General features: G+C 43.7%; 33 protein-coding genes and 2 tRNA genes. 30 read left to right on the top strand and 5 right to left on the bottom strand.

The genetic code is table 11. The features are described from left to right. The first annotated feature begins 270 nt into the window (after positions 1-270). The 18 genes from EYC62_02545 to EYC62_02460 all read left to right on the top strand — a co-directional run bounded on the left by EYC62_02545 (position 271) and on the right by EYC62_02460 (position 12,917). Positions 271-1,908 (top strand): hypothetical protein, encoded by a 1,638-nt coding sequence (locus EYC62_02545; protein ID TAH36542.1) that lies wholly within the window; start codon positions 271-273, stop codon positions 1,906-1,908. Further along, positions 1,908-2,099, top strand: a complete 192-nt coding sequence (locus EYC62_02540; GenBank protein TAH36541.1) for a hypothetical protein — start codon at positions 1,908-1,910, stop codon at positions 2,097-2,099. The genes EYC62_02545 and EYC62_02540 overlap by 1 nt, the downstream gene beginning before the upstream one ends. 142 nt (positions 2,100-2,241) lie before the next feature. Further along, on the top strand, positions 2,242-3,177 hold the full coding sequence (locus EYC62_02535) for a hypothetical protein (protein TAH36540.1): 936 nt from the start codon (positions 2,242-2,244) through the stop codon (positions 3,175-3,177). A gap of 62 nt (positions 3,178-3,239) precedes the next feature. Next, positions 3,240-4,214, top strand: a complete 975-nt coding sequence (locus EYC62_02530) for a phage major capsid protein (GenBank protein TAH36539.1) — start codon at positions 3,240-3,242, stop codon at positions 4,212-4,214. Between the two features lie 16 nt (positions 4,215-4,230). Then, positions 4,231-4,701, top strand: a complete 471-nt coding sequence (locus EYC62_02525; protein TAH36538.1) for a hypothetical protein — start codon at positions 4,231-4,233, stop codon at positions 4,699-4,701. 55 nt (positions 4,702-4,756) lie between these two features. After that, entirely contained in the window at positions 4,757-5,356 is a 600-nt protein-coding gene (locus tag EYC62_02520) for a hypothetical protein (GenBank protein ID TAH36537.1), read from the top strand. Between the two features lie 19 nt (positions 5,357-5,375). Beyond that, positions 5,376-5,690, top strand: a complete 315-nt coding sequence (locus EYC62_02515; protein TAH36536.1) for a hypothetical protein — start codon at positions 5,376-5,378, stop codon at positions 5,688-5,690. A gap of 6 nt (positions 5,691-5,696) precedes the next feature. Beyond that, positions 5,697-6,503, top strand: a complete 807-nt coding sequence (locus tag EYC62_02510) for a hypothetical protein (GenBank protein ID TAH36535.1) — start codon at positions 5,697-5,699, stop codon at positions 6,501-6,503. Further along, positions 6,500-6,856: a hypothetical protein gene (locus EYC62_02505; GenBank protein TAH36534.1), complete on the top strand. Its 357-nt coding sequence runs from the start codon at positions 6,500-6,502 to the stop codon at positions 6,854-6,856. The genes EYC62_02510 and EYC62_02505 overlap by 4 nt, the downstream gene beginning before the upstream one ends. Positions 6,857-6,873: 17 nt before the next feature. Next, the gene (locus EYC62_02500) at positions 6,874-7,587 is read left to right on the top strand and encodes a hypothetical protein (GenBank protein ID TAH36533.1); all 714 of its coding nucleotides are present in this window, start codon (positions 6,874-6,876) and stop codon (positions 7,585-7,587) included. 10 nt (positions 7,588-7,597) lie between these two features. Beyond that, complete coding sequence (locus tag EYC62_02495) at positions 7,598-9,109, top strand: hypothetical protein (protein TAH36532.1); 1,512 nt, start codon at positions 7,598-7,600, stop codon at positions 9,107-9,109. Between the two features lie 25 nt (positions 9,110-9,134). Then, positions 9,135-10,133, top strand: coding sequence for a hypothetical protein (locus tag EYC62_02490; GenBank protein ID TAH36531.1), 999 nt, complete (start codon positions 9,135-9,137; stop codon positions 10,131-10,133). A 9-nt stretch (positions 10,134-10,142) separates the two neighbouring features. Then, on the top strand, positions 10,143-10,562 hold the full coding sequence (locus EYC62_02485) for a hypothetical protein (protein ID TAH36530.1): 420 nt from the start codon (positions 10,143-10,145) through the stop codon (positions 10,560-10,562). A gap of 6 nt (positions 10,563-10,568) precedes the next feature. After that, on the top strand, positions 10,569-10,988 hold the full coding sequence (locus EYC62_02480; protein TAH36529.1) for an N-acetyltransferase: 420 nt from the start codon (positions 10,569-10,571) through the stop codon (positions 10,986-10,988). A gap of 12 nt (positions 10,989-11,000) precedes the next feature. Continuing rightward, positions 11,001-11,867: a hypothetical protein gene (locus tag EYC62_02475; GenBank protein ID TAH36528.1), complete on the top strand. Its 867-nt coding sequence runs from the start codon at positions 11,001-11,003 to the stop codon at positions 11,865-11,867. Next, positions 11,864-12,175 (top strand): hypothetical protein, encoded by a 312-nt coding sequence (locus EYC62_02470; protein TAH36527.1) that lies wholly within the window; start codon positions 11,864-11,866, stop codon positions 12,173-12,175. The genes EYC62_02475 and EYC62_02470 overlap by 4 nt, the downstream gene beginning before the upstream one ends. Then, entirely contained in the window at positions 12,141-12,725 is a 585-nt protein-coding gene (locus tag EYC62_02465) for a hypothetical protein (protein TAH36526.1), read from the top strand. Before EYC62_02470 ends, EYC62_02465 begins: the two co-directional genes overlap by 35 nt. A gap of 9 nt (positions 12,726-12,734) precedes the next feature. Beyond that, a complete protein-coding gene (locus EYC62_02460; protein TAH36525.1) occupies positions 12,735-12,917 on the top strand; it encodes a hypothetical protein in 183 nt (60 codons plus the stop codon). A gap of 667 nt (positions 12,918-13,584) precedes the next feature. Here the strand turns inward: EYC62_02460 and EYC62_02455 are convergent. Further along, positions 13,585-13,659, bottom strand: a tRNA-Thr gene (locus tag EYC62_02455). 343 nt (positions 13,660-14,002) lie between these two features. Between EYC62_02455 and EYC62_02450 the strand changes: the two genes are divergently transcribed. From EYC62_02450 to EYC62_02420, 7 genes are all read left to right on the top strand, one after another. Next, positions 14,003-14,239, top strand: coding sequence for a hypothetical protein (locus tag EYC62_02450; GenBank protein ID TAH36524.1), 237 nt, complete (start codon positions 14,003-14,005; stop codon positions 14,237-14,239). A gap of 62 nt (positions 14,240-14,301) precedes the next feature. Beyond that, positions 14,302-14,856: a dCTP deaminase gene (locus tag EYC62_02445; protein TAH36523.1), complete on the top strand. Its 555-nt coding sequence runs from the start codon at positions 14,302-14,304 to the stop codon at positions 14,854-14,856. A gap of 8 nt (positions 14,857-14,864) precedes the next feature. Further along, a complete protein-coding gene (murA, locus tag EYC62_02440; GenBank protein TAH36522.1) occupies positions 14,865-16,151 on the top strand; it encodes a UDP-N-acetylglucosamine 1-carboxyvinyltransferase in 1,287 nt (428 codons plus the stop codon). Next, complete coding sequence (locus EYC62_02435) at positions 16,151-16,615, top strand: DUF2948 family protein (protein TAH36521.1); 465 nt, start codon at positions 16,151-16,153, stop codon at positions 16,613-16,615. The genes murA and EYC62_02435 overlap by 1 nt, the downstream gene beginning before the upstream one ends. A gap of 2 nt (positions 16,616-16,617) precedes the next feature. Then, complete coding sequence (locus EYC62_02430; protein TAH36520.1) at positions 16,618-17,136, top strand: hypothetical protein; 519 nt, start codon at positions 16,618-16,620, stop codon at positions 17,134-17,136. A 71-nt stretch (positions 17,137-17,207) separates the two neighbouring features. After that, positions 17,208-17,654 (top strand): low molecular weight phosphatase family protein, encoded by a 447-nt coding sequence (locus tag EYC62_02425; GenBank protein TAH36519.1) that lies wholly within the window; start codon positions 17,208-17,210, stop codon positions 17,652-17,654. Between the two features lie 60 nt (positions 17,655-17,714). Next, positions 17,715-17,969 carry a translation initiation factor IF-1 gene (locus EYC62_02420; protein ID TAH36518.1) on the top strand — a complete coding sequence of 85 codons (255 nt, stop codon included), beginning with the start codon at positions 17,715-17,717 and terminating at the stop codon, positions 17,967-17,969. Position 17,970: 1 nt separating this feature from the next. Here EYC62_02420 and EYC62_02415 read toward each other — a convergent pair whose 3' ends face one another. Beyond that, positions 17,971-19,809 carry a hypothetical protein gene (locus EYC62_02415; protein ID TAH36517.1) on the bottom strand — a complete coding sequence of 613 codons (1,839 nt, stop codon included), beginning with the start codon at positions 19,807-19,809 and terminating at the stop codon, positions 17,971-17,973. Positions 19,810-19,840: 31 nt separating this feature from the next. On the opposite strand from EYC62_02415, the gene maf reads away from it, so the two are divergent. The 3 genes from maf to yacG are packed head-to-tail and all read left to right on the top strand — an operon-like array spanning position 19,841 to position 21,715. Further along, positions 19,841-20,443 carry a septum formation protein Maf gene (gene maf / locus EYC62_02410; protein TAH36560.1) on the top strand — a complete coding sequence of 201 codons (603 nt, stop codon included), beginning with the start codon at positions 19,841-19,843 and terminating at the stop codon, positions 20,441-20,443. Next, entirely contained in the window at positions 20,413-21,546 is a 1,134-nt protein-coding gene (locus EYC62_02405) for a hypothetical protein (GenBank protein TAH36516.1), read from the top strand. The genes maf and EYC62_02405 overlap by 31 nt, the downstream gene beginning before the upstream one ends. After that, the gene (gene yacG, locus EYC62_02400) at positions 21,539-21,715 is read left to right on the top strand and encodes a DNA gyrase inhibitor YacG (GenBank protein TAH36515.1); all 177 of its coding nucleotides are present in this window, start codon (positions 21,539-21,541) and stop codon (positions 21,713-21,715) included. The genes EYC62_02405 and yacG overlap by 8 nt, the downstream gene beginning before the upstream one ends. 70 nt (positions 21,716-21,785) lie before the next feature. Here yacG and EYC62_02395 read toward each other — a convergent pair whose 3' ends face one another. Next, positions 21,786-22,013 carry a hypothetical protein gene (locus EYC62_02395; protein TAH36514.1) on the bottom strand — a complete coding sequence of 76 codons (228 nt, stop codon included), beginning with the start codon at positions 22,011-22,013 and terminating at the stop codon, positions 21,786-21,788. 284 nt (positions 22,014-22,297) lie between these two features. Here EYC62_02395 and EYC62_02390 point away from each other — a divergent pair, with 284 nt between their 5' ends. Beyond that, positions 22,298-22,930 (top strand): hypothetical protein, encoded by a 633-nt coding sequence (locus EYC62_02390; GenBank protein ID TAH36513.1) that lies wholly within the window; start codon positions 22,298-22,300, stop codon positions 22,928-22,930. On the opposite strand, the gene EYC62_02385 is transcribed toward EYC62_02390, so the two are convergent. Next, the gene (locus tag EYC62_02385) at positions 22,927-23,850 is read right to left on the bottom strand and encodes a hypothetical protein (protein ID TAH36512.1); all 924 of its coding nucleotides are present in this window, start codon (positions 23,848-23,850) and stop codon (positions 22,927-22,929) included. The genes EYC62_02390 and EYC62_02385 overlap by 4 nt on opposite strands. 217 nt (positions 23,851-24,067) lie before the next feature. On the opposite strand from EYC62_02385, the gene EYC62_02380 reads away from it, so the two are divergent. Then, positions 24,068-24,142, top strand: a tRNA-Phe gene (locus tag EYC62_02380). A gap of 237 nt (positions 24,143-24,379) precedes the next feature. On the opposite strand, the gene EYC62_02375 is transcribed toward EYC62_02380, so the two are convergent. Beyond that, complete coding sequence (locus EYC62_02375) at positions 24,380-26,569, bottom strand: response regulator (GenBank protein ID TAH36511.1); 2,190 nt, start codon at positions 26,567-26,569, stop codon at positions 24,380-24,382. Positions 26,570-26,648: the final 79 nt, after the last annotated feature.

Here is a 26,648-nt window from a genome sequence, read left to right as displayed (position 1 = left end):
TTAATCTCTCGTCCCATAAATTGAGTTGTTCACGTTTTTTTGAACTTTATATGACAGTCAATATAACATAAAAATGTCTAAAAACAATACAGAATTTTATTATAAATTATTGAAATTTTATACTTATATAAAGAAAAACTGACATTAAAAAGTAATAATATTTCATATAAAATAATTATATAAATTTTATCTATATGATTTTATTTTATTTCATAAATTTGAAATAAATAGAAAAATTAACCTTATATTTTGAGGGATTTGGAGTAAATTATGATCGAAAAAGATACAAATAACCCATTATTGGGATATTGGTTGGCGGTTTTGGATAAAGCTGAAAAGCGCGAAGCCACTTATCGCGCCAGGGCCGATAAAATTGTTCGAAGGTACCGTGATGAACGGGGCGATGCTGATCGCGGAGGTAAATTCAATATTTTGTGGTCGAATGTCGAAACCTTGAAACCGGCTTTGTATTACAGCGCGCCGAAACCGCAAATCGAACGAAGATATAAAGATAACGATCCATTCACACGTCAGGCATCGATGGTGCTGGAACGCGCGCTGACCACCAATATCGATGTCTATGATTTCGATACGGTCATGCGTTCTTGTGTGCAGGATTATTTGTTGGCTGGGCGCGGTGTTGCCCGCATTCGATATGTGCCGGAATTTGAATCGGCCTATTCGGCCGATGAGGAACAAACTGAGATTCAAAAATTAAAAAGCGAGAAAGCCATTTGCGATTATGTGCATTGGAAAGATTTTCTGCATGCACCGGCGCGGCGTTGGAATGATGTCGATTGGGTTGCATTCCGCAATTACTTATCGCGCGAAGAAATGAAAAACAGATTCGGCGACAAGGTAGATGATTGGAATATCGATTATGATTGCGAAGGCAGTGCCGATATCAAGGCGCAAGCTGGCAAGGCGATGATTTGGGAAATTTGGGATAAATCCTCTCGCCAGGTACTGTGGTTAACGCATGGCGCGAATCGCAAAAAATCACAGATTCTGGAAATTCAGGATGATCCATTGCGTTTGTCCGGATTTTTCCCATGCCCACAACCGCTGCTGGCCACGACGACCAGCGATGACATGCTGCCGGTACCGGATTATTTGTTGTATCAAGATCAAGCAACAGAATTGGATGTTTTAACATCGCGTATCACAGCATTGTCCCGCATGATTCGTCTGCGAGGCGTGTATGATGCCTCGGCAGAACCAATTCAGCGTTTGTTAAGCGAATTTGGCGAAGAAAGCCAATTGATCCCGGTCGATCAATGGTCGGCGATTGCACAAAAGGGCGGCCTCGATGGGGTTGTCGCCTGGATGCCGATTGAACGCATGGTGCAGGTATTACGCGAATTATATCAGGCGCGCGACCGAGTTAAAAACGATCTTTATGAAATCACCGGCATCGCCGATATTTTGCGCGGCGCAACGGTGGCATCGGAAACCGCAACCGCGCAGCAATTAAAAGGCCGTTTTGCGACGCTACGTTTATCCGAACGACAAAAATCGGTGGCGCGGTTCAGCCGCGATTTGATTCGTATAATGGCCGAAGTGATGGCGGAACATTTCTCGCCAGAAACCTTGTCGTCTATGACGGGCCTCGCGGTCGTGCCGGAAATGATGGATTTATTTCGGAACGAACAGATTTTCCACTGGCGTTTGGATATCGAAACCGATTCCACCATTGCTATGGATGAAATCCAGGAAAAACAAACCCGCATCGAATTTTTAAACGCGGTTACCGGATTCGTCAAAGAAGCCGCGCCATTGGTACAATCAGGCGCATTGCCATTATCGGTGGCACGATCGATGTTATTGTTCGGCGCTCGGGGATTCAAAATCGGACGGGAATTGGAATCGTCGCTGGAATCATTGGGCCAAATTGAAAGTCCAACGTAATGCGCAAAACCTATGTTTATCGCAATGGAAAGCTGCAATTGAAAAATGAAGAAGATATGATCCCAAACAGTCCGAATATAATTGCCGATTTGAAACCATATAAAAGCATGGTTACCGGCGAGACCATCGATGGCCGCGCCGCACACCGCGCGCATTTGCGGCAACATGGGTGCATCGAAGTTGGAGATTAAATTTCTAATTTTTTTTAAAAATATTTTCCAGATCTATTGATTTGTGAAAAAAATTGTGGTACGATTCGATACAATCAAAAAATTCTGTAAACCGGCTGTTTAAAAAACAGCCGGTTTTATTTTGACCTAACCGGAGAAAAAAATGAATCTTTCGGAACAAAATTCCGTGCCTGAAAATAATGGTACGGCGACTTCAGATAATAATCCATATCCAAAAGGCAGCGTTGCGGCCGATTTAAAAACGGCGTTTCAGAATGAAAAAACAGCCTATGCCACCGCGCCGGAACATTGGTCGGATGAGGATAAAGCGACTTTTTCAAGCCTGGATGACAGAACCAAATCCTGGGTTATGCGCCGGCACAAATCCATGGAAGCGGATTACACCAAAAAGACCACCGATATTTCCAAAGAACGCAAACGATACGGAGATTTGCAAAAGATATTTGATGAGTACAAAGACGACTTATCGCGCGCAGGGGTCGACGAGGCCGCAGCGGTGGCAGAATTGTTTGGCGTTTACCGCAATTTAAAAAGAAACCCGCAGGCGACCATCAAACATATTTCCGATTTATATGGATATAATGCGGAAGCTGTGCCGCCAGTTAAAAATAACGAACCATCCGATATTAAAAAAGAAATTGATCAATTAAAAGGCGTTTTGGCGCAGCAACAAATGCAACAAGCCGCCGGCGCCATCCGCATCGGCCAGCAAAGAATCAAAGATATGATTGAAGCCAAGGACGTTACCGGCAAAAACATGTATCCGCATTTCGATACATTATTGCCGCATATCACTATGCTGGCCCATGCGGATTTGTTGCAGGGTAAACAGCCCGATCTAAAAGACTTGTATGAACGCGCCGGTTGGGCTCATCCCAATCTGCGCGAAGAATTTTTGTCCGGCCATTTAAAATCGGCAGAAAAAAGGAAACAGGACGAAGATCGGGCTAAGGTTGAAATCGCAAAACGGGCCGGGGCCAGCATTTACGGCACCCCGGGCGCCAATGCGGTACAAAGAAAACCCGCGCAATCGCTACGCGAAGAATTGGAAGCGGCTTACCGTAACGCGCAAGCGTAACGGGCAGAGCAGCGCTCATCCACTCCACGCACATTATCATTAAACTATTTAAGGAGTAGATTATGCCAATTTCTCCAAATCTATCGGAGATTATTACAACGACGTTGCGCAATCGCTCTGGGGCTTTGTCCGACAACGTAAGCAAAAACAACGCATTGTTGAATCGCTTGCGTGAAAAAGGAAAAATGCGCCCCTTTGCAGGTGGCCGTACCATCGTTGAAGAATTAGAATACGCGGAAAATACCACTTTCCGCCGCTATACAGGTTACGAAGTATTAAATATCCAACCGTCCGATGTTTTTACGGCGGCGGAATTTGATATTCGTCAAGCAGCGGTTGTGGTCAGTATTTCTGGTCTCGAAATGCTGCAAAATAGCGGCGAAGAAGCGATTATTCCATTATTGGAAAAACGTATCGATAATGCTGAACGCACTTTGATTAACAACATCTCATTGGACGTTTATTCGGACGGCACAGCCGACAGCGGCAAACAAATCGGCGGCTTGCAATTGCTGGTCGCGGATGATCCGACTACCGGCACCGTCGGCGGTATCAACCGCGCTTCCTGGTCATTCTGGCGCAATCAAGTGTTGGATATGTCCAATGCCGGTTTGGGCGCCCCATCGACCAGCAATATTCAAACGGCGATGAACCGTTTGTATCTGGCTTGCTCGCGTGGCAATGACGCGCCTGATCTGATTGTGGCGGACAATAACATGTTTCGCTTTTATTGGGAAAGCTTGCAGGCGATTCAACGCGTCACCTCGGAAAAAGAAGCGAATTTGGGCTTTACCAGCCTGAAATTCATGAATGCCGATGTGATGTTCGATGGCGGCCTCGGTGGCGGCGCGCCGGCGAATAAAATGTATTTCTTAAACACGAATTACATTTATTTCCGTCCGCACAAAGATCGCAATTTTGTTCCGCTAGAACCGGATCGCTTCTCGATGAATCAAGATGCGATGGTAAAACTGATCGCTTTTGCAGGCAATTTGACTTTGTCGAATGCATCTCTGCAAGGCGTGTTGATTCCGTAATTATAGGAGAACAAAGATGAGTTATATCATAGGTCTTGATCCGACTGATCGTTCCGCTACACCCCTTCATAAGGCGGGTAGTGTGGGCATGGACAGCACTGGCGCTGAATATATTTATGTTCAGGCTGGTGCAACAATCAACAGTGGCGATTGTGTCGCGGTTGATTCCAGCTTTTCCGCGCAAGCCATTACCAAAACTCTGGCCGATACGTTGCCGATCGTGGGCTTTGCCCAAGCGGCATTTACATCAGGCAATTGGGGGTGGGTGGCACGGCGTGGCGTCGGTGTGCGCGGCAACATGCTCGCCAACACCACGGTAAACGTTCCATTGTATACTACTGGAACGGCCGGGCATCTCAGTCATGTGTCGACATCGCAAACCATGGTTCATGGTGTTTGCGCAACGACGACCAGTGGCAGTAATGCCACGCAAACATTGCGCGCTTCCGTGAGTCCATCGGTGATTCGCGGCACCGTGAACGCTTAATATCTAAGACAGAGGATGGTTTCATCCTCTGTCCTTTTCTTGAAAGGACCAATAAATGCTGCCGGAATTATCGTTACCTAAGACTTCTAATGCCACCAAAGATATTTTGGTGCCCATGTTTTACAGGCGCGCGGTACAAGATAAATTGGCCAGTGAACAGCAAGGTCGGCCGATTTTTCGTGAAGAAGATTATATCCAGATACATATTCCTGGAGATAAGAACACAATTATTGATCGGAAAGTTCGCGATGATGACCGTGCGCGCTGGGCGGATCAATGGAAAGCTTATACAGAAAATGCGGCGCAGCCGGTAGAAGGCACCCCACTAGAGCAATGGCCAGCCTTGTCGGTATCTCAGATCGCGGAATTGCGCGCCATGCACGTACCAACCGTAGAAGTATTGGCGGAACTATCGGACCAAGGGTTGCAACGCATCGGTATGGGTGCGCGTGAATTGCAGGCTAAGGCAAAAGCATTCTTGGAAGCATCCAAAGATAATGGTGCGGTAGAACGTATTGCCGCCGAAAATCTAAGATTGCAGGAACAAATCGCAGAATTGCATCAAAAAAATGAGTTCTTTTTATCTCAGATCAAAGAATTAAAAAGCCTGATCCAAGATAAAAAGAAAGAAAAATTAAAATTGAAAACTGAATAAGAGAAAGAGGATGACCATAATGGCATTGATATTAAATGGCGGGAATTTCCTGCCCACTGTTAAGCTAAGTACATCGCAAGACGTGACGGTTGGCGCCAGCAGTGCGCAGTCCGCCGCAATTGGCACCGCAGGTCAAACACCAAACAAAATTATCCGGCTGGTATCCACAACTGCTTGCCGCATTGCATTGGGTACAAATCCAACTGCAACCAGTACAAGCACATTTTTACCGGCAAACGTCGTTGAATTTACTGAAATTTCACCAGGGGAGAAGATTGCCGTTATTCAAGATACTGGGGGCGGTAAATTGAATGTAAGCGAATGCATATTGTAATTGATCATGTTTATTACCCAACATCGATTATCTAATCCATATTGTGCCGTTAATTGTCTGGCTAATGCCGCAAATTTTGATGGCACAAACGATTACCTAAAAGTCAGTACGGATTTATCGGCAAATTTGGATGGACCTCAAGGCATTATTAGCTTTTGGTTCAGATTAAATGGAATAGGGGCTGTTGATCGCGACATTTACAGTACGCAGAATCAGCACGTGCGTATTTATAGAACAAGTGCTTATAAAATCCGTGTTCAATTACAGGCCAGTAATGGAACAGACCAGTTTATTTTTGAAACCGTAGCTAATTTTGGGCCGGCGGTAACAACAGACTATACGCACATAATTGCATCGTGGGATACTAATTACTCGGCAGGAAATAAAATAGGGATGATTTATGTCAATGATGCGCTAAGCACAACAATCGTTAGTGATGCATCTGGCCCATTTAATATTGATTATACGGACAGCTTTCACAGTATTGGGGGCGCAAATGCTTCCCATCGTTTTAACGGCGATTTGGCAGGATTCTATCTGAGCAATTCAAATTTTCTTGATATAAGTTTGGATAATAATAGGCGCGCATTTATTACTGCCGGTAAGAAACCAACTTGTGATTTGCGGTATAGCCGCAATAGTGGGTGGGCTAGCGGTAGTGCCCCAATAATATATTTGAAGAACTCCGTTGTTGACTATGGAATTAACGATGGTTTCGGAGGAAATTTCGCGGTAGTTGGGGCACTTAGCGCTGTCGCAGGCCCATGCAATCAAATGGTACTGGATTTACCAGTATCGGGAGAAGGACAGTGACAAAAAACTGGTATTTTTTAATCGGCAACAATCACGCGGACATACAATCAATCAGAGATGAATGTGCTCTTAGACACACTTTAAACTCTCCTGGTTCCGAGCTCTCCGAAGTATTTTCATGGAGCGGTAACGAGCGTTTGATCAAAGTAGCAAACGGAGACGAAGCATGGCAGCAACAAAGAGACTGGATTAATGATTTATTATTCCGCCCTTTGCAGCAGGGCCTTGAAGCAGATGACAATATTCGTTGGCGCTGGTTAGAGGCTCAAGCGCCGGAATTTGACGGCAACGAAGATGGCAACCCCGATACTGCACAACAGCGTATTGACTGGTGGCAAACGCTTCCCGAATAAATTAAAGGGACATTATTATGAATTTATTATCCATTGCGCAGAATGTGGCGTATGAGGTTGGTTTTGAACCGCCCGCTTTTTTATATGGTAATACCGATGCTACGGCGCGGCAAATCCTGGCGCTGTGCAATCGGGAAGGCAAAATATTGGCACGGCGACATAATTGGACCATGCTGCAGAAAGAATATGATATTACTACAGTCGGTGGCCAAGAAAATTATGATTTACCAGACGATTTTGATCGATTGATCGACAATACATTATGGGATCGCAGCGCATACCAATCCATGCGCGGACCATTAAGTCCGCAACAATGGCAACAAAAAAAATCCGGTTTAATTGGATCGGTGGGCATTAAAAGAAATTTTCGTATTAAGCGCGGTGCTGATATTATAAATCAGATTTATATTGATCCTGTGCCACCCATAAATGGCGATGCGTTGATATTGGAATATGTTTCCCAAAATTGGGTGCGCAATTTAGCAGGCACACAAACCAGCAATGTTTGGCAAGACGATAGTGATGAATCTATACTGCCGGAAAATCTTGTGATTATGGGTGTGGTCTGGAGGTTTTTGCTGGCAAAAGGATTGGATTACGCCATGGCGTTGCAGGAATATGAACGCGAAGTCTCGCAAGCTATAGCCCGTGATGGTGGAATGCCCAAGTTAAATTTACAGTCTAATTGTATGCAAGATATTGCATTAAATTTACCAGAAGCGAATTTCTAAAGACAAATTTATGACAGCAAAAGCAATACAAATAGTGTCTCCTGTTGGCGGGTGGAACACGCGAGACGCTTTGGATCAAATGCCTCCGGAAGATGCGGTGATATTAACCAATTGGTTTCCAACTGTTGGCCGGGTGCAAACCCGCAAAGGGTATGTGACTTATGCATCGGATATGCCTGGACCAGTGGAAACATTAGCGGAATTTAATGCCGGAGCATCGCGCAAGTTTATCGCCGCTAGCAATAATGCTATTTACGATATTTCCACACCCGGCGCGGTTGGTATCGCCCTTGCCAGTGGATTTCAAAATGATCGCTGGTCATTTTCGCAATTTGACGATGCCAGTGGCGGTGCACGAATGGCGCTAGTCAATGGTATTGATCCGCCACAAATGTATGATGGAATGGCAGTTTCTGCCTTGACAGTTTCAGGCACAGATTTGACCATCAATAATTTGATTGGCGTATTTACATTTAAAAATCGATCCTATTTTTGGGAAAAAGACAGCCAGGATTTCTGGTACAGCGCCACTGGTGCGCTAGGCGGCAGTTTAAATAAATTTCCACTAGGCCGTGTTTCCGGATTTGGCGGGAATTTGATTGCAATTCAATCTTGGACTGTGGATGGCGGGGACGGTGTAGATGATCTGGCCATTTTCATTATGTCGAGCGGGGATGTAATAATTTATCAAGGCAGCGATCCTGGTTCGGCTGCCGACTGGGCGTTGGTCGGTATTTTCCGCCTTGGCGCACCGCTATCTTCCCGCGGAGCCTTAAAGGTAGGCTCTGAAGTAGTGGTAATGACCAAAGATGGATATGTGCCGTTATCTAAAGTGTTGGATGCCGGGCGCGCTGCCAGTGCCCGTGCCATTTCCGATAAAATTAATGGCGCAGTCAAAGAAGCGGCCAATTTATATGCCGGTAATTTTGGTTGGCAGGCTTTGATGTATCCGCAGGGCAATTATTTACTATTTAATGTGCCAGTATCGGAAACGCGATTCGATCAGCATATTTTTAATACTCTGACCAATACATGGACCAAATTCGAAGGTCTAAATGGAATATGCTGGTCCCTGTATAATGATAAATTATATTTTGGAGGCATAGACGGGAATGTGTACTTGGCAGATGAAGGACATAACGATAACGGCAATCCCATTACATTTTCCGCACAGACTGCATGGAATTATTTAAACTCTCGTGGACAAATTAAACGATTTACGGCGTTGAAACCGGTTTTTGAAAGTGAAGGGGCCTTACCAATTTCGCTTGCGCTGGCATTTGATTTTGAAACCCCGGCCGCAACTTATAGTGTATCCAATTTTTCCGGCAATGCGCCGGAATGGGATAATAGTCCTTGGGATCTTAGTGCCTGGGCAGGCGAAAATACGATAATCCGCCCATGGGTATCGGTCGCCGGAATTGGGCTTAATGTATCTACTCGGGTAATCGCCGCTTTAGGTCAGCAGTCCTGTAAATGGTTCAGTCTCGAATATTTGTTCGAACCAGCTGGATACGTATAAACATCGGTAAAATTAGGAGATTAGAATGCCTTGGAATGGCAGCGGTATATACACGCGCTTACGAAATTGGGTAACAGACAAGAATAATGGAATTAAAATTGTAGCTTCGCTGCACGATCAGGAAGATGACAATTTGGCCGCAGGGATTCAGGCTTGCTTGACCAAAAATAATGAAAGCAAGCCGACAGCGGACTTTAAACCTCATGTGGATGCAACTTATAATCTTGGATCCGCCAGTTTGCGGTGGCTGCAAGCCTTCGTCTCTGGTGGGGTAAGATTATTTAATGGAGCCACAAATTATGGTGATTTACAGACCGGCCCATTGACTGCAACCCGTACTTATACGTTACCGGATTACAGTGGTAATGTAGTTTTACAAGACGGTACGCAAATTATCAGAGAATCCTCCGGTGCTGCTTTTAAAAACAGCGGTTATGAATCGGTGTTGCAGCCGCAAAGTCTTTCTGCGGCCAGAACCGTTGTTATTCCGGATAGTTCCGGAACTATAATTTTGGATAGCGCCATGCAAGATATTAGCAACAAAACTTTTGCACCGGATGGTGTAGGGGCTGGTCAAGCTGGCGCTATTCGACTGAAAGAATTGGCCACAAATGGAACGGAACAGATTACTTTTCGTGCACCAGATGCAATCGGTACCGGTTATTCGGTTACTTTACCGAATATTCAGGGCAGTGCCGGTACAACTTTGACGAATGATGGAACGGGATTACTGACCTGGCAATCGCCAGGTTCCACCTTTGGCTCAATTGGAATTAATCCGGGAGATGCCGGTCGCATTCAATTGCAAGAACTGGCGGCTAATGGCGTACAAGTTGTTCGTGTAAAGGCACCTGACAGTATTACGGCCAGTTTTGATTTGACGATGCCTAATGCATTGCCTTCCACAGCAGGAGCAGGATTGAGTTTTACGACAGGCGGGGTAGCCAGTTTTACATCATCGCCTATGGCAACACGCCAACATGCGGATGAATCCGCATTAATTTTTTCATTATTGCAAATTTAGGAGATAGTAATGCCAATTACAACAGCCGGTTCTTCAAACGTGGTTACCGGAACTTTTACAAATTCAGTTTCTACGGCCAATGGTATTGGCAGCGGCGGGATCAGTGTCTTCACCACACCCAACACAGCAAATGCCATATTTATTGTAAATTACCAAGTTACCGCATCTACCGCATCAACCAATAATTTAAACCACGCGGCAATTACGATTCCCGGGGCACTGGGATATTCCAGTTCCGGCAGTACGGGATCCGCTGTGGGTATTCAAATCGATGGAACAAACGAACGTTCCGCGGCGTCAGGCGTATTCAAGTGCGGACCGAATACCGCGTTATCGCTGGCCGTGACTTGCAAAAATGCCGGAGCGGCATCCGCCGCAACTTTTGCATACAGAATCCAATATGATTATGTGTCTATTGTTGTTAGCTAGAAAATAATGCGGAAAATATTGTATGGAGCCGACAGTTTAGTCGCTAAATTTGCAATAAATCTATTGCAACCAGATGTCGACGATTTTGGCCCATGCAGCACTATTGGCATAATTGATGACGATAAATTAATTGCTGGAGTAATATTCAATCATTATTACGGCACAGATATTCAGGCAACTATTGCATCTATTTCGCCGTACTGGGCTAGTAGAAAAATTCTAGGAAAAATATTTTCATACCCATTCTTGCAGTTGCAATGTCAACGAATAACTGCGCAAACGCGGGAAAATAATAGTGAAGCTATAGATTTTTTAAAAAGATTAGGATTTAAGCAGGAAGGCGTATTGCGGCAATGGTATGGCAATGAAGCTGCACTAGTTTTCGGCATGATTAAGTCTGAATGTATTTGGATAAACAAAAACTAAATAAGGATTAATATGGGCAAAAAAGCACCAAAGGCACCGGCGGCACCTGATCCGATGCAGTCGGCAGAAGCACAAGCGCAGGTCAATAGATTAAATCAATTCTTTCCAGGGGGCGGCAGTTTGCTGTACGGTCAATATGATGCGGGCGGTAATTTCATGCCAGATTATGATCATAATGCAGTGCAATTGTTGGAAAGTCCCTATCAGAAAAGAAGCCGCGAAGTAAGCGAACAGCTTTCATTGCAGTTAGCAAACTTATTAGGCGGAGGTAATTTGAACTTGCCTAAAATTCAGAGTTCTATCGATTTTTCTGGTATAAACCGCATTCCAACAATTGATGACTTTTCACGCGATGCGAAGCAAGTAGAAGATGCCACTTACAATAAAATCGCCAATTTGCTGCGACCGGAATTTGAAAAGCGCCGCACTAAAAGAGAAAATGATTTGGTTAATCAAGGCATTCCTATGGGGTCTGACGCATATGGCAAGGAATTTGATGCTTTAACTGACAATGAAAATGAAACCTTGCAATCGGCGGCACAAGATGCCGTTGCGGCTGGGCGTGCAGAACAGCAGCGCTTGTTTGCCAATGCCATGGCCGCGCGCCAAGCTCAGGTTAATGATCAACTGCAATCCTTGGGCCTGAACAATTCTGCAAGGTCTAGCATGCTGCAGGAGTTGGCCAGTTTGTTAGGCGGACAGCAATTTACACCAAGCCAGTTTTATGGCGGCATTCAAACTCCTGGCGTGGATGTGCTTGGGACAATTAACAATAATTACGCAGGGCAATTGAATTCTTATAATAACCGCTTGGCGCAACAGCGTCAGTCTTTACAATCGATCGCCAATTTAGGCAGCAGTCTGTTTGGATTTCTATGATTTTTGACATAGACACTGTCCGCGAAACTTTGACTAGTTTCGCAGCTGCCCTCAGCGCAGCTTTTATAGGAAGATTAGCAAAGCATGTTCTTTTAGTACAAAAAGGCTTGCGGCAGTTTTGGGGCGTACATTTGCTGTTGGAGCTGCCTGTAGCAATATTTATGGGTTTTGTTGGCAGTGGTCTTGCGGATTGGATCCATTTAACTGGGCGATCGACCATTGGGTTGGTTGCCGCGGTATCGTATTTAGGTCCAGCGGCAATCGAGCATTGTTATGCAAAATATATGTGGAACAACAAGACAGAATGAGGTGTTTATGCCATTGGTGATTGATGATAGTTTCGCAAGGGCTGTTGATATCGTACTTTCCCATGAAGGCGGTTTTGCGGATAAAAAAGGCGATCGCGGCGGACCAACCAATTTTGGCATATCACTAAAATTTTTAGAACTATTTCCGGAAGGGGACATCAATAAAGATGGCATGGTTGATCGCCGAGATGTGGAATTGTTGACTCGCGATCAGGCTATCGATTTTTATTGGCGGGAATTCTGGAATAAGTTTCAATATGGTAAATTTAACGATTGGTGCTTGGCCACTAAAGTCTTCGATCTTGCCGTCAATATGGGACCAAGCCAGGCGCATTGCCTGTTACAACAGGCGCTTTTGGCTTTAGGAATAAAAATTATTATTGATGGAAAATTAGGGACGGCTACCTTCCGTGCCGCCAATAATGCTAATCGTGATGCATTGCTGGCCGCTTTGCGTGCGGAAGCAGCGGGTTTTTACAGATTAATCGCGCGGTTAAATCCCGGTCAAGATAAATTTTTGACCGGTTGGTTAAATCGTGCCTATTCTTAAGGAGAGCAAATGAATTGGTTATTACAAAATTATGAATTGTTATTGCAGGTTGTTACATCCGTGATTGCTGCGGCATCGGCTATTTCTGCATTAACACCAACGTCTACGGATAACTATGTTGTAGATAAAGTAAAATCAATCGTAGACGTATTAGCCCTTAATATTGGGCACGCGCGCAATTCAAATTCTTAACGTAAATCTTGGCCATGGGCTGGATGCAAATTATTATAGATTTCATTCAGCTTGTGGTTAAATCTATAATCAATTTAGTTTTTATATCTAAATATGTTCAGACCCGGCAAGCGAACAGAGAATTACAGCAAGCTTTGGAATTACAAAAAAAATACGCAGATATTCAGAATCATGGTTCTATTGATGATGACGATTTGTATAAACAGTTGTACGACCATAAATTCTGATAATGTGCATCCGTTAAATTATTGTCCTTCCTTAGTAATTTATTCTCACATCGAAGAGGAAAGCGCGGTAAAACAATTACGAATTTTACCAGCAAAAAATATTTTAAAAAAAATGATGAAGGATTATTTTGTTTTGCGTCAGCAAATTCGTGCTTGTCTTGCCATTTCATGACCAATAAAAAACCCAGCTGTTAAATTGGCTGGGTTTTTAAAATGCTAGAGGAATAAGGGCAAAAATCTCTGTTCAACTCACTTTTTCATTTTTAGTTACTACAATCAAAAATCGATATTTTAACAAATAATCGAAACGTATAATCTGTTAAATGTAATTTATAATACCTGGAATGAATTTGGCAATAGCCAATCAGCCTTGCGATGCAAAATCATGGTGCATAGCAATAATATTGATATATCATACACTTAAGTAATATTTGGGAAACTGGTGCTGCCGAGAAGGATTGAACTTCCGACCCCCACCTTACCAAGATGGTGCTCTACCACTGAGCTACGGCAGCTTCTAGGGCTTCTAAAAAGCTGGGGCAACATGCCATTTCTTACTTGATTTGGCAAGGCCAATATTCATTAATTCAGTTCATGAAGAAAACTCATAAAGAAAAGCAAAAACAACGCCTAGCGACGGCTTTGCAGCAAAATATCAAGAAAAGAAAAAATCAGAAAAAGCAAAGATCTGTAAAAACAGAGCAAATTATAAAATTGCCTTGAATTTTATGTTTAATTATCAAACTATTATTCTTTACTTGATATTATATTCTTACAACGCAGCAAAATATAAATAAGCATAAAGGCTGACGTGATGGTGCTAGGATGGAATCAAGGCTGTGGTTTTTCACTAAGGACATGAATGCGGACGGTATTGTGACGCCGGACGATGTTAGTGCTTGGATTCATTGGTTATATTTCTATCCAGGTGATTTCTTTATCAAAATCTGCCTCAGTCTGGGCATGGATCCATTGATTGACTTTCTAGAATTTTCCTCAAGATATTATGGCGGCTGGCTATCCGGCGTACTTTCTTTTATGTTTTGGCTTACTTTAATAAGGCGATCAACTCGCTCCAAAACAGCTCACGCTTAAAATACTTGCTCTAAAACCTATCGATATATATAAGCCTTAGATCTATAGTAATAGGGGCAAATATGTCGATTTTATCCGATGCCAGCATCCGTCGCTTGGCGACTCAGCAAAAAATGATTGAACCGTTTGTAGAGGCGCAAAAACGCGAGGGTATGATATCTTATGGTTTGTCATCTTATGGATACGATGCGCGCATTGCCCCAGAATTTAAAATTTTTACCAATTTAGAATCGGCTGTGGTCGATCCAAAAGATTTTTCGCCTAGCAGCTTTGTCGATAAAAATACCAATATTTGCACTATTCCTCCAAATTCTTTTGCGTTGGGAAGGACCATTGAATATTTCCGCATTCCGCGCGATGTGCTGGTGGTCTGCCTTGGTAAAAGTACGTATGCGCGGTGCGGTATCATTGTGAACGTCACGCCTCTAGAGCCAGAATGGGAAGGGCATGTGACTATTGAGATTTCTAATACTACTCCATTACCGGCCAAAATTTATGCCAATGAAGGTATTTGCCAATTTTTGTTTTTCCAGGGCGATAAGCCGTGTGAAATTTCATACAAAGATCGTTCTGGAAAATATATGAAACAACAAGGCGTCACTTTGCCTAAACTATAGTTGGAACCATGGATAAAATACGTATTATCGGTGGGAAAGAATTGCATGGTACTGTAAAAATCAGCGGTGCTAAGAATGCAACTTTGCCGCTGATGACTGCTTGCTTATTATCAGAGCAGCCCTTGACACTTACCAATGTTCCGCATTTGGCGGACGTCACAACCATGGCTACATTGCTGGCTTCTCTGGGCGTTGTCATTGGCATGGATGGCAGCGAAACCAATGATAACGGCCACCATGGTAGAGTGCTAAGTTTAGACGCCGGCAACATTGCCTTTACTAAGGCGGACTACGAACTGGTGCGTAAAATGCGCGCCAGTGTTTTAGTTCTTGGTCCTTTATTGGCACGCTGTGGTAAGGCAATGGTTTCTTTGCCTGGTGGTTGTGCGATTGGAACCCGTCCAGTGGATCTTCACATTCAAGCGATGGAAGCTTTAGGCGCTAAGATTGAGTTACAAGACGGGTATATGCACGCAAATGCTCCGAACGGTTTGATTGGTTCTGAAATAGAATTTCCCTTTGTATCAGTAGGTGCAACAGAAAACGCATTAATGGCCGCAAGTTTGGCCAAAGGCCGCACTATTATTCATAATGCGGCGCGTGAACCGGAAATAACCGATTTGGTTAGATGTTTGAATGCTATGGGTGCCAAGATCTTTGGTGTTAATTCTGATACATTAATTATCGATGGTGTTTCCAAATTACATAAGGCCATTCATAATATTTGTGCGGATCGTATTGAAGCTGGCACTTATGCTGTTGCGGCGGCAATTTGCGGTGGCGAATTAACGCTGCAAGGAATCAATGAATCCGATATAGAGGCCTTGGTATCCAAATTAAAAGATTGCGGCGTAAAAATTACGGCTTCCAACAATAACATTACAGTCAAGAAAGATGGCCATATAAAAGCAACGCATATAACCACTGCACCATTTCCTGGGTTTCCAACGGATCTGCAGGCGCAAATGATGACGCTGATGACTTTGGCCGAGGGTGAGTCCGAGATTACTGAAACTATTTTTGAAAATCGCTTCATGCATGTTCCAGAATTAATGCGCATGGGTGCAGATATCAAAGTCGATGGTTCCAAGGCTATTGTAAAAGGCGTTAAACAATTAAAAGGGGCGCAAGTAATGGCCACCGACTTACGCGCTTCGGTATCCTTGGTTCTTGCGGGACTTGCCGCAAATGGTGAAACGGTCGTGAATCGCATTTATCATCTAGACCGCGGTTATGAGCATCTGGAAGAAAAACTGTCAGCCTGCGGCGCGAGTATTGAGCGGATCAGAGGTTGATGACAGAAACAACCAATAACGATACCATTCTTAAACTTCGCGTCGAGGATGTGGAAGACTTATCGGTGGTTGCAATGTTGTTGCAGGATGCTCTGGTTCCTGTGGTTGATATGGCTTTTTTGCCTTCTCCCAGTACCAACACTCATCAATTTGCTCTAATCGCAAGCCGGTTTTGCTGGGAAAAATCCTGCCAGAATATAGATAAAACTCATTCCGCAGCCCGTAGACATACGGCCTTTGTTATTGGCAATGTAAAATCGGTACAATACAAAGGAATTGATAGAGAGGATAAGAACCTGATCTTATCCTTGCTGACTATTTTCGCGGATAATGAAAAAAACATTTCATTATTTTTTGCGGGTGACGGTGTAGTAAAAATTGAAATTGATTGTCTTTCTTGTGTATTGCAAGACATGGCAGAGCCATGGCCAACTAAATTTGTACCCAGCCATAAGATCGCATAACCATGCCTTCTGTAGCCCAATCTAAAATTCTAAAAAGTAAATTGCATATTGTTACTATGGAGGTTTTTTATACGCCTTCAGTTAGAGATAGCGATGTTTTGACGATTGCCCAAGAAATTGAGATTCTAAAAAGTGATCTATTGGCGGATCAGAATATTCATTTACCTGTTTCGCAGTCTAGTTTTTTTAAAAACTGTCACTTTAAAATAACCGCTGGGGCTGATCATTATGGATTGGCGGTAGAAAATGAGAATGGAGAGGATGTAATATGCCAGTGCTCCATCCCGTACGCGGTTATTAAACCTATTCTTTCTGACTACTTAAAAATCTGCGATAGTTACAAATCGGCCTTAAAGGAAGGCGGTCAGGCCCGGCTAGAGTCTATCGATATGGGCCGCCGGGGACTGCATAATGATGCGGCAGATCAATTAATTTCTATGCTAAAGCCAGCCATGGAGATTGATTTCATGACGGCAAGGCATCTCTTTGCATTGCTTTCTACTATCCACAGATCATCTTGAAAAACCTTGCAATAATTCTAAATAATATTATGAATATCAGTGTCTTACACTAATAAATAATTGTTTGCGTTATGGCCCAACCAAAATCTGTATTGTTTGCTTGTAATAAAAACTCGATTCGCTCTCCAATTGCGGCTGCATTAGTGCGCCAGAAATTGGAAGGGAATGTACAAGCCGATGCTTGCGGAATTGAGAAAGATGAATTAAATCCATTTGCTTTTGGGGTTTGTGAAGAAGTTGGACTGAACCTAATCCCACATTTTGCCAAGACTTTTGAAGATGTTGATGTATCGCAATATGATCTTGTGATCGCGCTGTCTCAAGAAGCTGCGGGAATGGCCCGTGCAAAAATTGCGGAATTATCCAATCACAGGCCAGAGTTAGAATTCTGGTTTGTTGAAGACCCAAGCCGGGAAGAAGGCACTAGACAGCAAATTATGATGGCTTTTCGGGCCTGCCGGGATGATCTGGAAAAACGTATCAAGTCACGCTTCTTTTATGCCCTTCCTAAATATTAATCTTGGGACTTGCAAAAATCCGCGATTTTGCCTAACTTGCGCCTATCAAAAGAGGATAAAATGGCAAAAGAAGAGCCAATTGAGTTTCAAGGAACTGTAACCGAAATTTTGCCCAGCGCTATGTACCGGGTGAAGCTGGACAATGGTCACGATATTTTGGCGCATGCTTCAGGTAAAATGCGCAAAAATAGAATTCGCGTTTTATTAGAGGATCGCGTTACGATTGAAATGACGCCCTATGATTTAACCAAAGGGCGCATTACTTTCCGTCACAAACCGGGTAGCAGTGGCGGTCCAACCGGTTCCGTTCAATAGTTTAAGAACACTCCAGCTTGGAGGTGCTTGGATTCCAAATTAGGGACCAGCCGCATCCACAATAACCATTGTGGTTATAGGCATCGATCAGTTCCGGCAGATTCATGCACATAATCGATGGAGGATTAGTGGAGTGATCCATAAATGGCACTTGATCATACCGGCAGCGTGGTCCATTTGGGATGGATTCGCTATAGATAAATGATTCGAATTGTGGCCATGGCGCGGGTAGGGGATTGAACATCCGCGCGCAAATATAGCCGTCTTGATTAAACACACTGGGCGGGGTTCTGGTAACAAACAAATTCTTATCGAAAGCCATCAACTGGCAAGGTCTTTTCTCCCCATAATTGCCTACAGGGCAGAATAAGAATGCTCCTTGTAAAAAAGTGCGCGCCGCCGGCCAAGATGTCGTTCGGGCGACATTACCAAAAAAGTCCCCAAAGGCATTAGAGCGAATACATTGATTTACGACACCCGTAGAACGTGGCAGGTACAGCCACGGATTGCAGCTTTTTAATTTAAAATTCCTTTTACGTTTTTTGATTTCCATTTCAACGGATGATTCTTCTGTTTGGCCGTCTTGGTTTGCCTGTCCAGCGATTAAATTGCTGCCTTTCTGGCCCGAGGCACTTATAGTTCCTTTATCCTGATCATCATTAAAATCTTCTTCAAAAGCAGCATTAATGCTTTCTCCTGGGCTAGGAGTTCTCACTATAAGATTTTTTCTGTTCCTGGCGTTTTGAATTTTTTGTTGGACGGCGGTGTTCGGATCCTGAATGCCGGATGAACTATTGTGCTGGCCGGTCAAGATACGAGAAGGTTGCTGGTCCACAAAAGTCGTTTCGGTGTTATTAGGTTCGTTATTAGTGGTTTTTGTATCGCCAGTATCTGTATTGTTTCCTGCTGCCGATGGTAAAACTACATTATCTGCTAAATTCTGGTTTTTGGTTTTATCTTTAGATGTATTGTCCGTTACTGTAGAACTTACATTGCTATTGGATATGGAACTATCGCTGCCAGCAGAAGACATTTCTGCGGCGATTTCCGGATCTACTTTATCAATTGCTTCACAACGCACTTTTTTACTGCGCTCCACCAGTACTTGACCCGTTGGACATCCGGCTGGAATAGATGCTGTTTGCTCCGCAGCAGGTGTTTTGCATTCCCACTGCTGCTTCACTTCATTCCAAATATAAATTTGTCCGAAGGCGCAGTTGCGATTACTTTTGCGCGGTGTTGCTGTCTTTTGCGTAGCAAGCCGCTCAGTTTCTGTTCGGTTAAATGTTTCAACAATATCGTCGCCTATTGAGGACTTTGGCGTCAGAATATTTTCACATCTGGTTTCGTACTTTCCATTGGGACCAGGATCTACCAACGCCATTAAAATGGCAGTTGGTGCCGGGTTAGCAAGAATTTCTGCTGCGCCATGTTCGTTTTTATACATGTAATACCGGGCGGGATTGGTTTTGGCCCCGTAATCCCAGGCGCAATATACATAAGGTTTTTTCTGGGCATTATGGCGTTTAACATTAATGGAAGGCGGAATGAAATAACCAATCGTATCGGTTACTTTACCGTCTAAATCCGATGCGAATGGCGGTTCTAGAACTTTATCACCATCATAATCGGATGCAAATGTGGCCAACCCACTAAGGCTGGTGCGTAATGCCAATCTTGCTTCCGTTATGTCTTTTTGCGATGTGTCATCATTCAAGAAAAACAGCAAGCTGACTAAAAAAATAATTAAAGTGGCAAGAACCACCGTCATTTTCAGCACAAAGCGCCAATTTACGGTTTTTAATATTTGCTGGAATTTTTGCAGGTTTTGTTGATTCATGGTTTTATGGTATATAATACACCTAATTTTTATGGAATTAAACTATAACGGTAACCCCATATACTCAATGCTGATTCTTGCTTCCGCCAGTCCAAGACGCCTGCAATTGTTGCAGCAAATAGGGGTTAAACCCGATCTTGTGGTGCCTGCACAAATTGACGAATCCCCCGAGAATGGGGAGCGGCCAGCCACATATGCCAGGCGCATGGCCAAGGAAAAGGCACAAGAAGTTCAAAAACTCCATCCCAAAGCGTTTATTTTATCAGCGGATACAGTGGTGGTTTGCGGCAATCAAATATTGCCTAAGGCGGAGGATATAGCGACCGCGGAGTATTGCTTGAAGAAATTATCTGGCCGCCGTCACACCGTATTGGGCGGAGTTTGCTTATTGCATCCAGATGGAAAGATAAGTTTGGATATAGCAACCACAAAATTGAAATTCAGACGCTTGCAGCCGCAGGAAATAAAGCAATACCTAGACGGTAAAGAATGGCATGGAAAGGCTGGTGGATACGCTATTCAGGGTAGTGCAGCAGGATTTATTCCTTGGATTAACGGGTGTTATAACAACGTTGTGGGCTTGCCGTTGGCACACATTTATCCATGGTTACAGCATGCGGGATTGGTGAAATAATGGCGTCGGCTGAAGTTTACATTCATGTGACCGATACTATTGTCGAAGCTGCATTATGTTATGATGGCGGGCTATGGCAATTGGTAAGACAAAGTATGCCGAATCCCGGTCCGAATGATATTGGGGCGATATATAAAACTAAGGTCATAAAACGTTTGTCCCCGCTTCATGCCATTTGCGATTTACAGGGAAGAACCGGTTTTTTGGAAGCATCCGCGAAATCTGCGCCAGAAGGCGCATGGATACTGGCCCAAATCCGCCGTCAGGCTTTTGACGGGAAAGATCCAACATTAACGACCGACATTTATTTGCGAAACCGGTATTTAGTATGCCAACCGAACGCAGATAATATTATCGTGCCGCCGGGAATGGAAAAAAGCTTCTCTGCCTCTGTTGAGGCTCTCAAGAATATGGGATGGAATGGCGAGGTTAACCCTCAAGCTAGATATGCCGATGCATCGATTTTGTTGGAAACAGCGCGATTGCAGCAAAAAGAATGGTTGGATTTACAGACTTCTTATGAACAACAAAATCATGCTGGTTTATTGCGGTCGGGCGGGACTGATCTAAACCGGTTTTTCCAGACTTTAGACAAAATTGACAAGGTTTATGTTGATCAGGGAATTTATTTCAAAGAACTGGAATCAGAATTTGTTTTAATGCCGGATTTGAAAAATAAATTATCAATGTATAAAGGCGATAATATATTCTTAGAACATGACATTTTGGATGCTTGGCATCAAGCTTGTGAAACAAATATACATTTGCCTAATGGTGTGCGCTTGCGTTTTGATATCACTTCAACTTTGACGGCAATCGACGTAGATTCTTCTGGATCATTGATGGATGCTGCTGAAATTAATCGGTCCATTACTGCCGAGCTGGCGCGTTTGATAGCCTTGAAGAATATCGGCGGTCTTATTGTGATTGATTTTCTGAAAATGAAACAAAATTCCGATCGATTAATGATACAACAGAAATTGGAATCGGATATGGCACTGGATCCTCTGCGGCCGCGAGTGCTGGGCTTTACTAAGGCTGGCCTGTGCGAGATTACTCGTCCCCGCCGCGGTCAAATGCTTTCAATAGAAAATAATGGCTAAATCCAAAACAAAATCATCAAAAAGTTGCCCTATCTGTGGCCAATCGGCGGCGGCGGCGCATGCGCCGTTCTGTTCCAAGCGTTGTGCCGATGTTGACTTGGGACGCTGGCTGGGTGAGGTATATGCAATTCCCGCCGTAGAGTCGGAACAAACAGATGATGAAGAATAAATAACAAAAAAGCTGACCAAAAATCGGTCAGCTTTTACAAATAGTCCGCCACCAAGCGAACCTGTCGTTCCTAGCCGGCTTTACGCTGCGACGATAATTTTACATATGTGCTTTGTGGGCGCGACTGGCCTAGACCAGTTCCCAAGCGCGGACGTTCCATGTTTTCATTTGCAAACGCGATATACGATTCCTGCTTGGCATCGGCATTTTTCGCCATTTTTGCATTAATGGCGGCAAAACCAACCAGAACGATCAATGCATATAAACCGATATAAGCGGCAATTTCTAAACCAGACATCAAATTCTCCTTACTGATTCCTGCACTTCTTGGGTTTTGGCACTCAGCGCACAAATAATCCCTTTACAGTAAAAAGTGTATTCTATGGCCGGTAAAAAAGCAATATGAGCATGTATCCATTTAGGATATTTATATAATTTTAAAATTCAATTCTTTGTTATTTATATATTAAATTTCATAAAAATAGAATTTTGTTTCAATTCGTGGCATATTTCAATCACTGTCCGTTTGTCAATTCTTCACCATTTTCTTCTACACTAAATCGATCAATCCTTTGTCATTTCATGAAACCAGGCTTTATCGAATATAATACTGTCACCGCCGACGCATGCCAGATTTTGGCAATAGCCGAAATTCAATACGAAGATAGTGCCGGCGCGCAATGCAATATCGTGCGCTCCCAACAATGCCGGACTTTACGCATTACCTTGGGCAATATTATTTTAGAAACCGGACGACAGTTCCAAACGGATTCGGGGGACAGTCATCAATTAGAAGAGGCGGCAATTGCCAAATTAAAATCCCCATTAATGGAATTGATAAAAAAACTGCCGAGCCTGATTGCAGAAATGAAAATAGCGGCGGATAGCGGCAGAGGTTTTGGTTATTTGGCCAAAGTTCTGTTTTGCGAGAACGCTGATTGGAGTCTTTACAATATCAATCGGCTGCAAAATAATTTGGCGTTACTGGTGCATCAAGAACGCGATCCATCGGTGCGTCCGCGCGGATATAATTCCAACCGCATCGTTACCAATATTTTTATGCAGCCGCAAAGCGCGATTGAATGCGAATCAAGGGCCAATGTTAAACTGGCTGAATTGATTGCCGCACGCATAGAACAAACGATGGCGCTTGCGGCATCCGGCCAAACTATTCCTGAAACTCATCCGGGTTTGTTATCGGCTGTGGCTATTTAAAGCGTATGTACACAACCGAACCTGGCTTCAAATGCGGCGCGCGCGCTTTTCAAGCCGTAATTTTTATTTACCCGCAAGTCCCGGCCAAACAGTTCGTCTTTGCCGCTATGATAAAACAATGTGGTGAGGCATATGCCGGGATTTGGCTTATCGGGCAATGGTTCTTGAGTTTTGCCAGTACGAATATTGTCCAGCATTGCGATGATACGATCGGAAGGCATCGCCCGGCATTGGGCGTCAATTACCTGCTTTAAATCATGTTGTCTTAAGCCGGCATAATGATTGTTAGAAAACAAGTTGGTTGCTTGTTGCCGCTCCAGGCTAAATCTAATCTGCTCTTGTGCGATGCCGTGCAATTCTCCGATTAATCCTGGCGCACGGAACTGGTAGGTTGATGTTTCACCATGCGATACATCCCGATAAACATATTGCATCATAAAATCATGCAGTAAATGCAGCGAAGGACACCCTTGCTGTGCATGACAGACAATCAATATCATGGCAGCGGCAATGCCATGTAAATTCTGCGCTAAAGCCGGATCGGTTGAAAGAGAACCTTCAGCCATACGCAGTATTCGCTGGGCGGTATTGGCGGCGAGAATGATTCGGCTTTCTAATGGTTTTGCTTCTTCTGGTGTCGGCTGGTGATCAAATAATAAAACACAATGCGCCAAATTTAATTGCCAATTTAATTCGCCATGTTGATAGACGCGCGCATTTTCCAATTTACAGGCATGTCCAATCATTTCCATCATGCGTGGCGATTCGGAGTGTTCCCATGGAGCGAGTTGACTGGTAATATAGTTAAAATATGCCTTAGGAACGGGAACAACGGCCTGCGAGGACGGAGAGCCGGACGTAGCTATTCCCAGCGCAGAACGCTCTATAGACTGGGGTCGAGGCTCTGAAAAAGCGCTCACAAAACTCTCCTGTTAATCGGTGTCCTGCTACCCGAATTATTTTTTGTTATATACAATCTATATCGCTGATATTATAGAAAGTAAATATCTAAGAGGCGTTGTGCGGCGCACAAAAATATTATTCCACAGTTCTGGTTATAATTTTGTATTTCCAGCAATAAAAAGGAATTCTGGACAGAAGGCTTATTTTCTTATAGATACGATGTTCGTTTAAATTGCCCGGGTAGCTCAGTGGTAGAGCAGCGGACTGAAAATCCGCGTGTCGCTGGTTCAATCCCGGCCCCGGGCACCATCCTACGCCAAGGCTTCGGATGGCAAGTCATTATGATTCCAAAATTGTACAAGTCTCGTCTTCCGAAGCTTCAGCGAAGGAAGATCCCGGCTCCGGGCACCATCCTACGCCAAGGCTTCGGATGGCAAGTGATTATGATTCCAAAATTGTACAAGTCTCGTCTTCCGAAGCTTCAGCGAAGGAAGATCCCGGCCCCGCACCATCATTGCCTTTACCGGCTGGAATTTTCTAAATTTATTATATGGTGCAAACGCGGTGGATGGCCTCGATCAGGCTGGGCAAATTGATTGGTTTTGAAACGTAATCATTCATCCCAGCGCGCAAATAATTCTCTCTGTCTCCGCGCATGGCATTTGCGGTAATTGCGATGATCGGAACCTTGGACCCTTCTTTTTGTGTTTCGCGAATTTTGCGGGTGGCGGTAATGCCATCCATTTCCGGCATTTGCACGTCCATCAATACAACATCATATTTTTTATTCTGTACCGCGTTCACCGCTTCTATTCCGTTGCTTACTAGGTCGATGGAATGGCCCAATTTTTTTAGCATGGCTATAATAACCATTTGGTTGACGCGGTTATCTTCGGCTACCAATATAGTTAATGGTTTCATCGGGTGGTGTATTGTTGCGGCTGCTGGATCATCTACCGCGATTTGTTTAGATGATGATTCTATTATTCTGGCTTTATCATCGGTTGGGGTAGTTATTTCTAAAACAATTTCAAACCAGAATGTACTGCCTTGATTTGGCGCGCTGGTGAAATTAATTGTGCCACCCATCAATTCAACCAATTGGCGGCAAATGGATAATCCCAGGCCGCTTCCACCATATTTACGGCTTATCGAGCTGTCGGATTGGGTAAAACGATTAAAAAGATTTCCTTGGGCCTCGATTGGTATGCCGATCCCCGTATCAATAACCTCAAATTTTATTTTGGCGATTTTGTTGTCGCCGCTTACCAAGCTTATACAAGTCGTAATATGGCCTTGTTCTGTGAATTTAATGGCGTTGCCGATCAGGTTAAATAAGATCTGCTGAATACGAATAGGATCCCCGATAACATATTTCGGCAAATTAGGATCGACGTTGACTAGTAAGCGAATATTTTTATCCGATGCCGGACTTTCCAATAAATGCATCACTCTGTGCAATGGATCCAGCAGCGAGAAGGGCAGATGTTCAATGCTAAGCTTTCCTACTTCCATTTTTGAGAAATCCAAAATGTCATTGATGATGACGATCAAGGATTGCGCGGAAGACTTAATTGTTTGGATATAATCTTGCTGGCTGGTATTAAGCGGGGTGCCAAGCATAATATCCGCTACGCCGATGATGCCATTCATCGGTGTGCGGATTTCGTGACTCATAGTGGCCAGAAAATCGGATTTGGCTTTATTGCCAAGCTTTGCTTGCTCCATAGCCCCTTCCAGTTGCTGAGCTGTTTGCCGTAAATCCACGGTCATTTGATCGGCAAGGCGTTGCGCTCGCAAGCCCGTTATAGTCAGTGAATATAATATTCCTGAAACCAATAATGTAATAGTCAACCCTATTAAAAATAAAGGCATCCATGTCCCAGCTCCGCCAAGCGGGGCGCTGGTTATCAATACCCATTGCCGTTGCCCAAATTCGAAGTTTTCCGTTTGTTGAACATCATTTTGAGTGGTCGTACTGTTAATAGACGCGTAGTGATAATTGTAAATATCGTCATCCGATAATCCCGCGTCTTTATTGAGGATGGAAACTCGAAAGTTGACTGCTAATGTATCATCAATCAAGGACGAGAATAGGCTAGGATAGTTTAAAGCCATGGATACCCAGCCTATAAATTTTTGCTTTGCGCTGTATATTGGGTGAACCAGGAACGCATCGGCCAAGTCTGTCGTTGGCGCATTTGAATTAGACGGTATTAAAACGGACCGCCCCGTTATTTTGGATAATTTCATCGCGGTGCGGATATTGTCATCATTACAGATTGACGTTTCCGTATTAGTGTTGTGCTGTTTAATAATGCTTTGATAGACAATCGAGCATGGAGAATCAGAAGAGCTGATATTGTTTTTATTGATTTGGTTGATGTAATAAACGCTCACTATTCCTTCGTGGCGTATTTTTAAATTTAATCCCTCAATAAAACTGTCCCATTCCTCATGATCGACAATTTGGCTGGATTTGAAGAATGCGGCTATGCTTTGAACGCTGTTATCGTAGCTGTCTAATTCCTGGCGCAAAGATTCGCGCAATAACAGAGATTTTTTTTCTAATGCCTGGCGGGATACTTGTTCATATTGGCGGTTCATGTGATAACACAGCCATAAAGTAACCACGATCCCAATAATTAGGGCGGCAATATAAGCGTGTCGAAAAAAACGAATTTGAGTAAGCATAATTCTAAAACACGAGATTGAGTCAGGTTCTAGAATACGCATTGTGCGTTAATTTATCGTTATTTTTCAAGTATTTGATGGCGCTTTCGGCAAAAAATTTAATGCCTAGTTTCAATAACTT

The organism is Alphaproteobacteria bacterium, from assembly GCA_004295055.1.
Lineage (GTDB): Bacteria > Pseudomonadota > Alphaproteobacteria > SHNJ01 > SHNJ01 > SHNJ01.
Note: the sequence above shows the minus strand (reverse complement) of the source record. Positions and strands in the feature narration are given on the sequence as shown.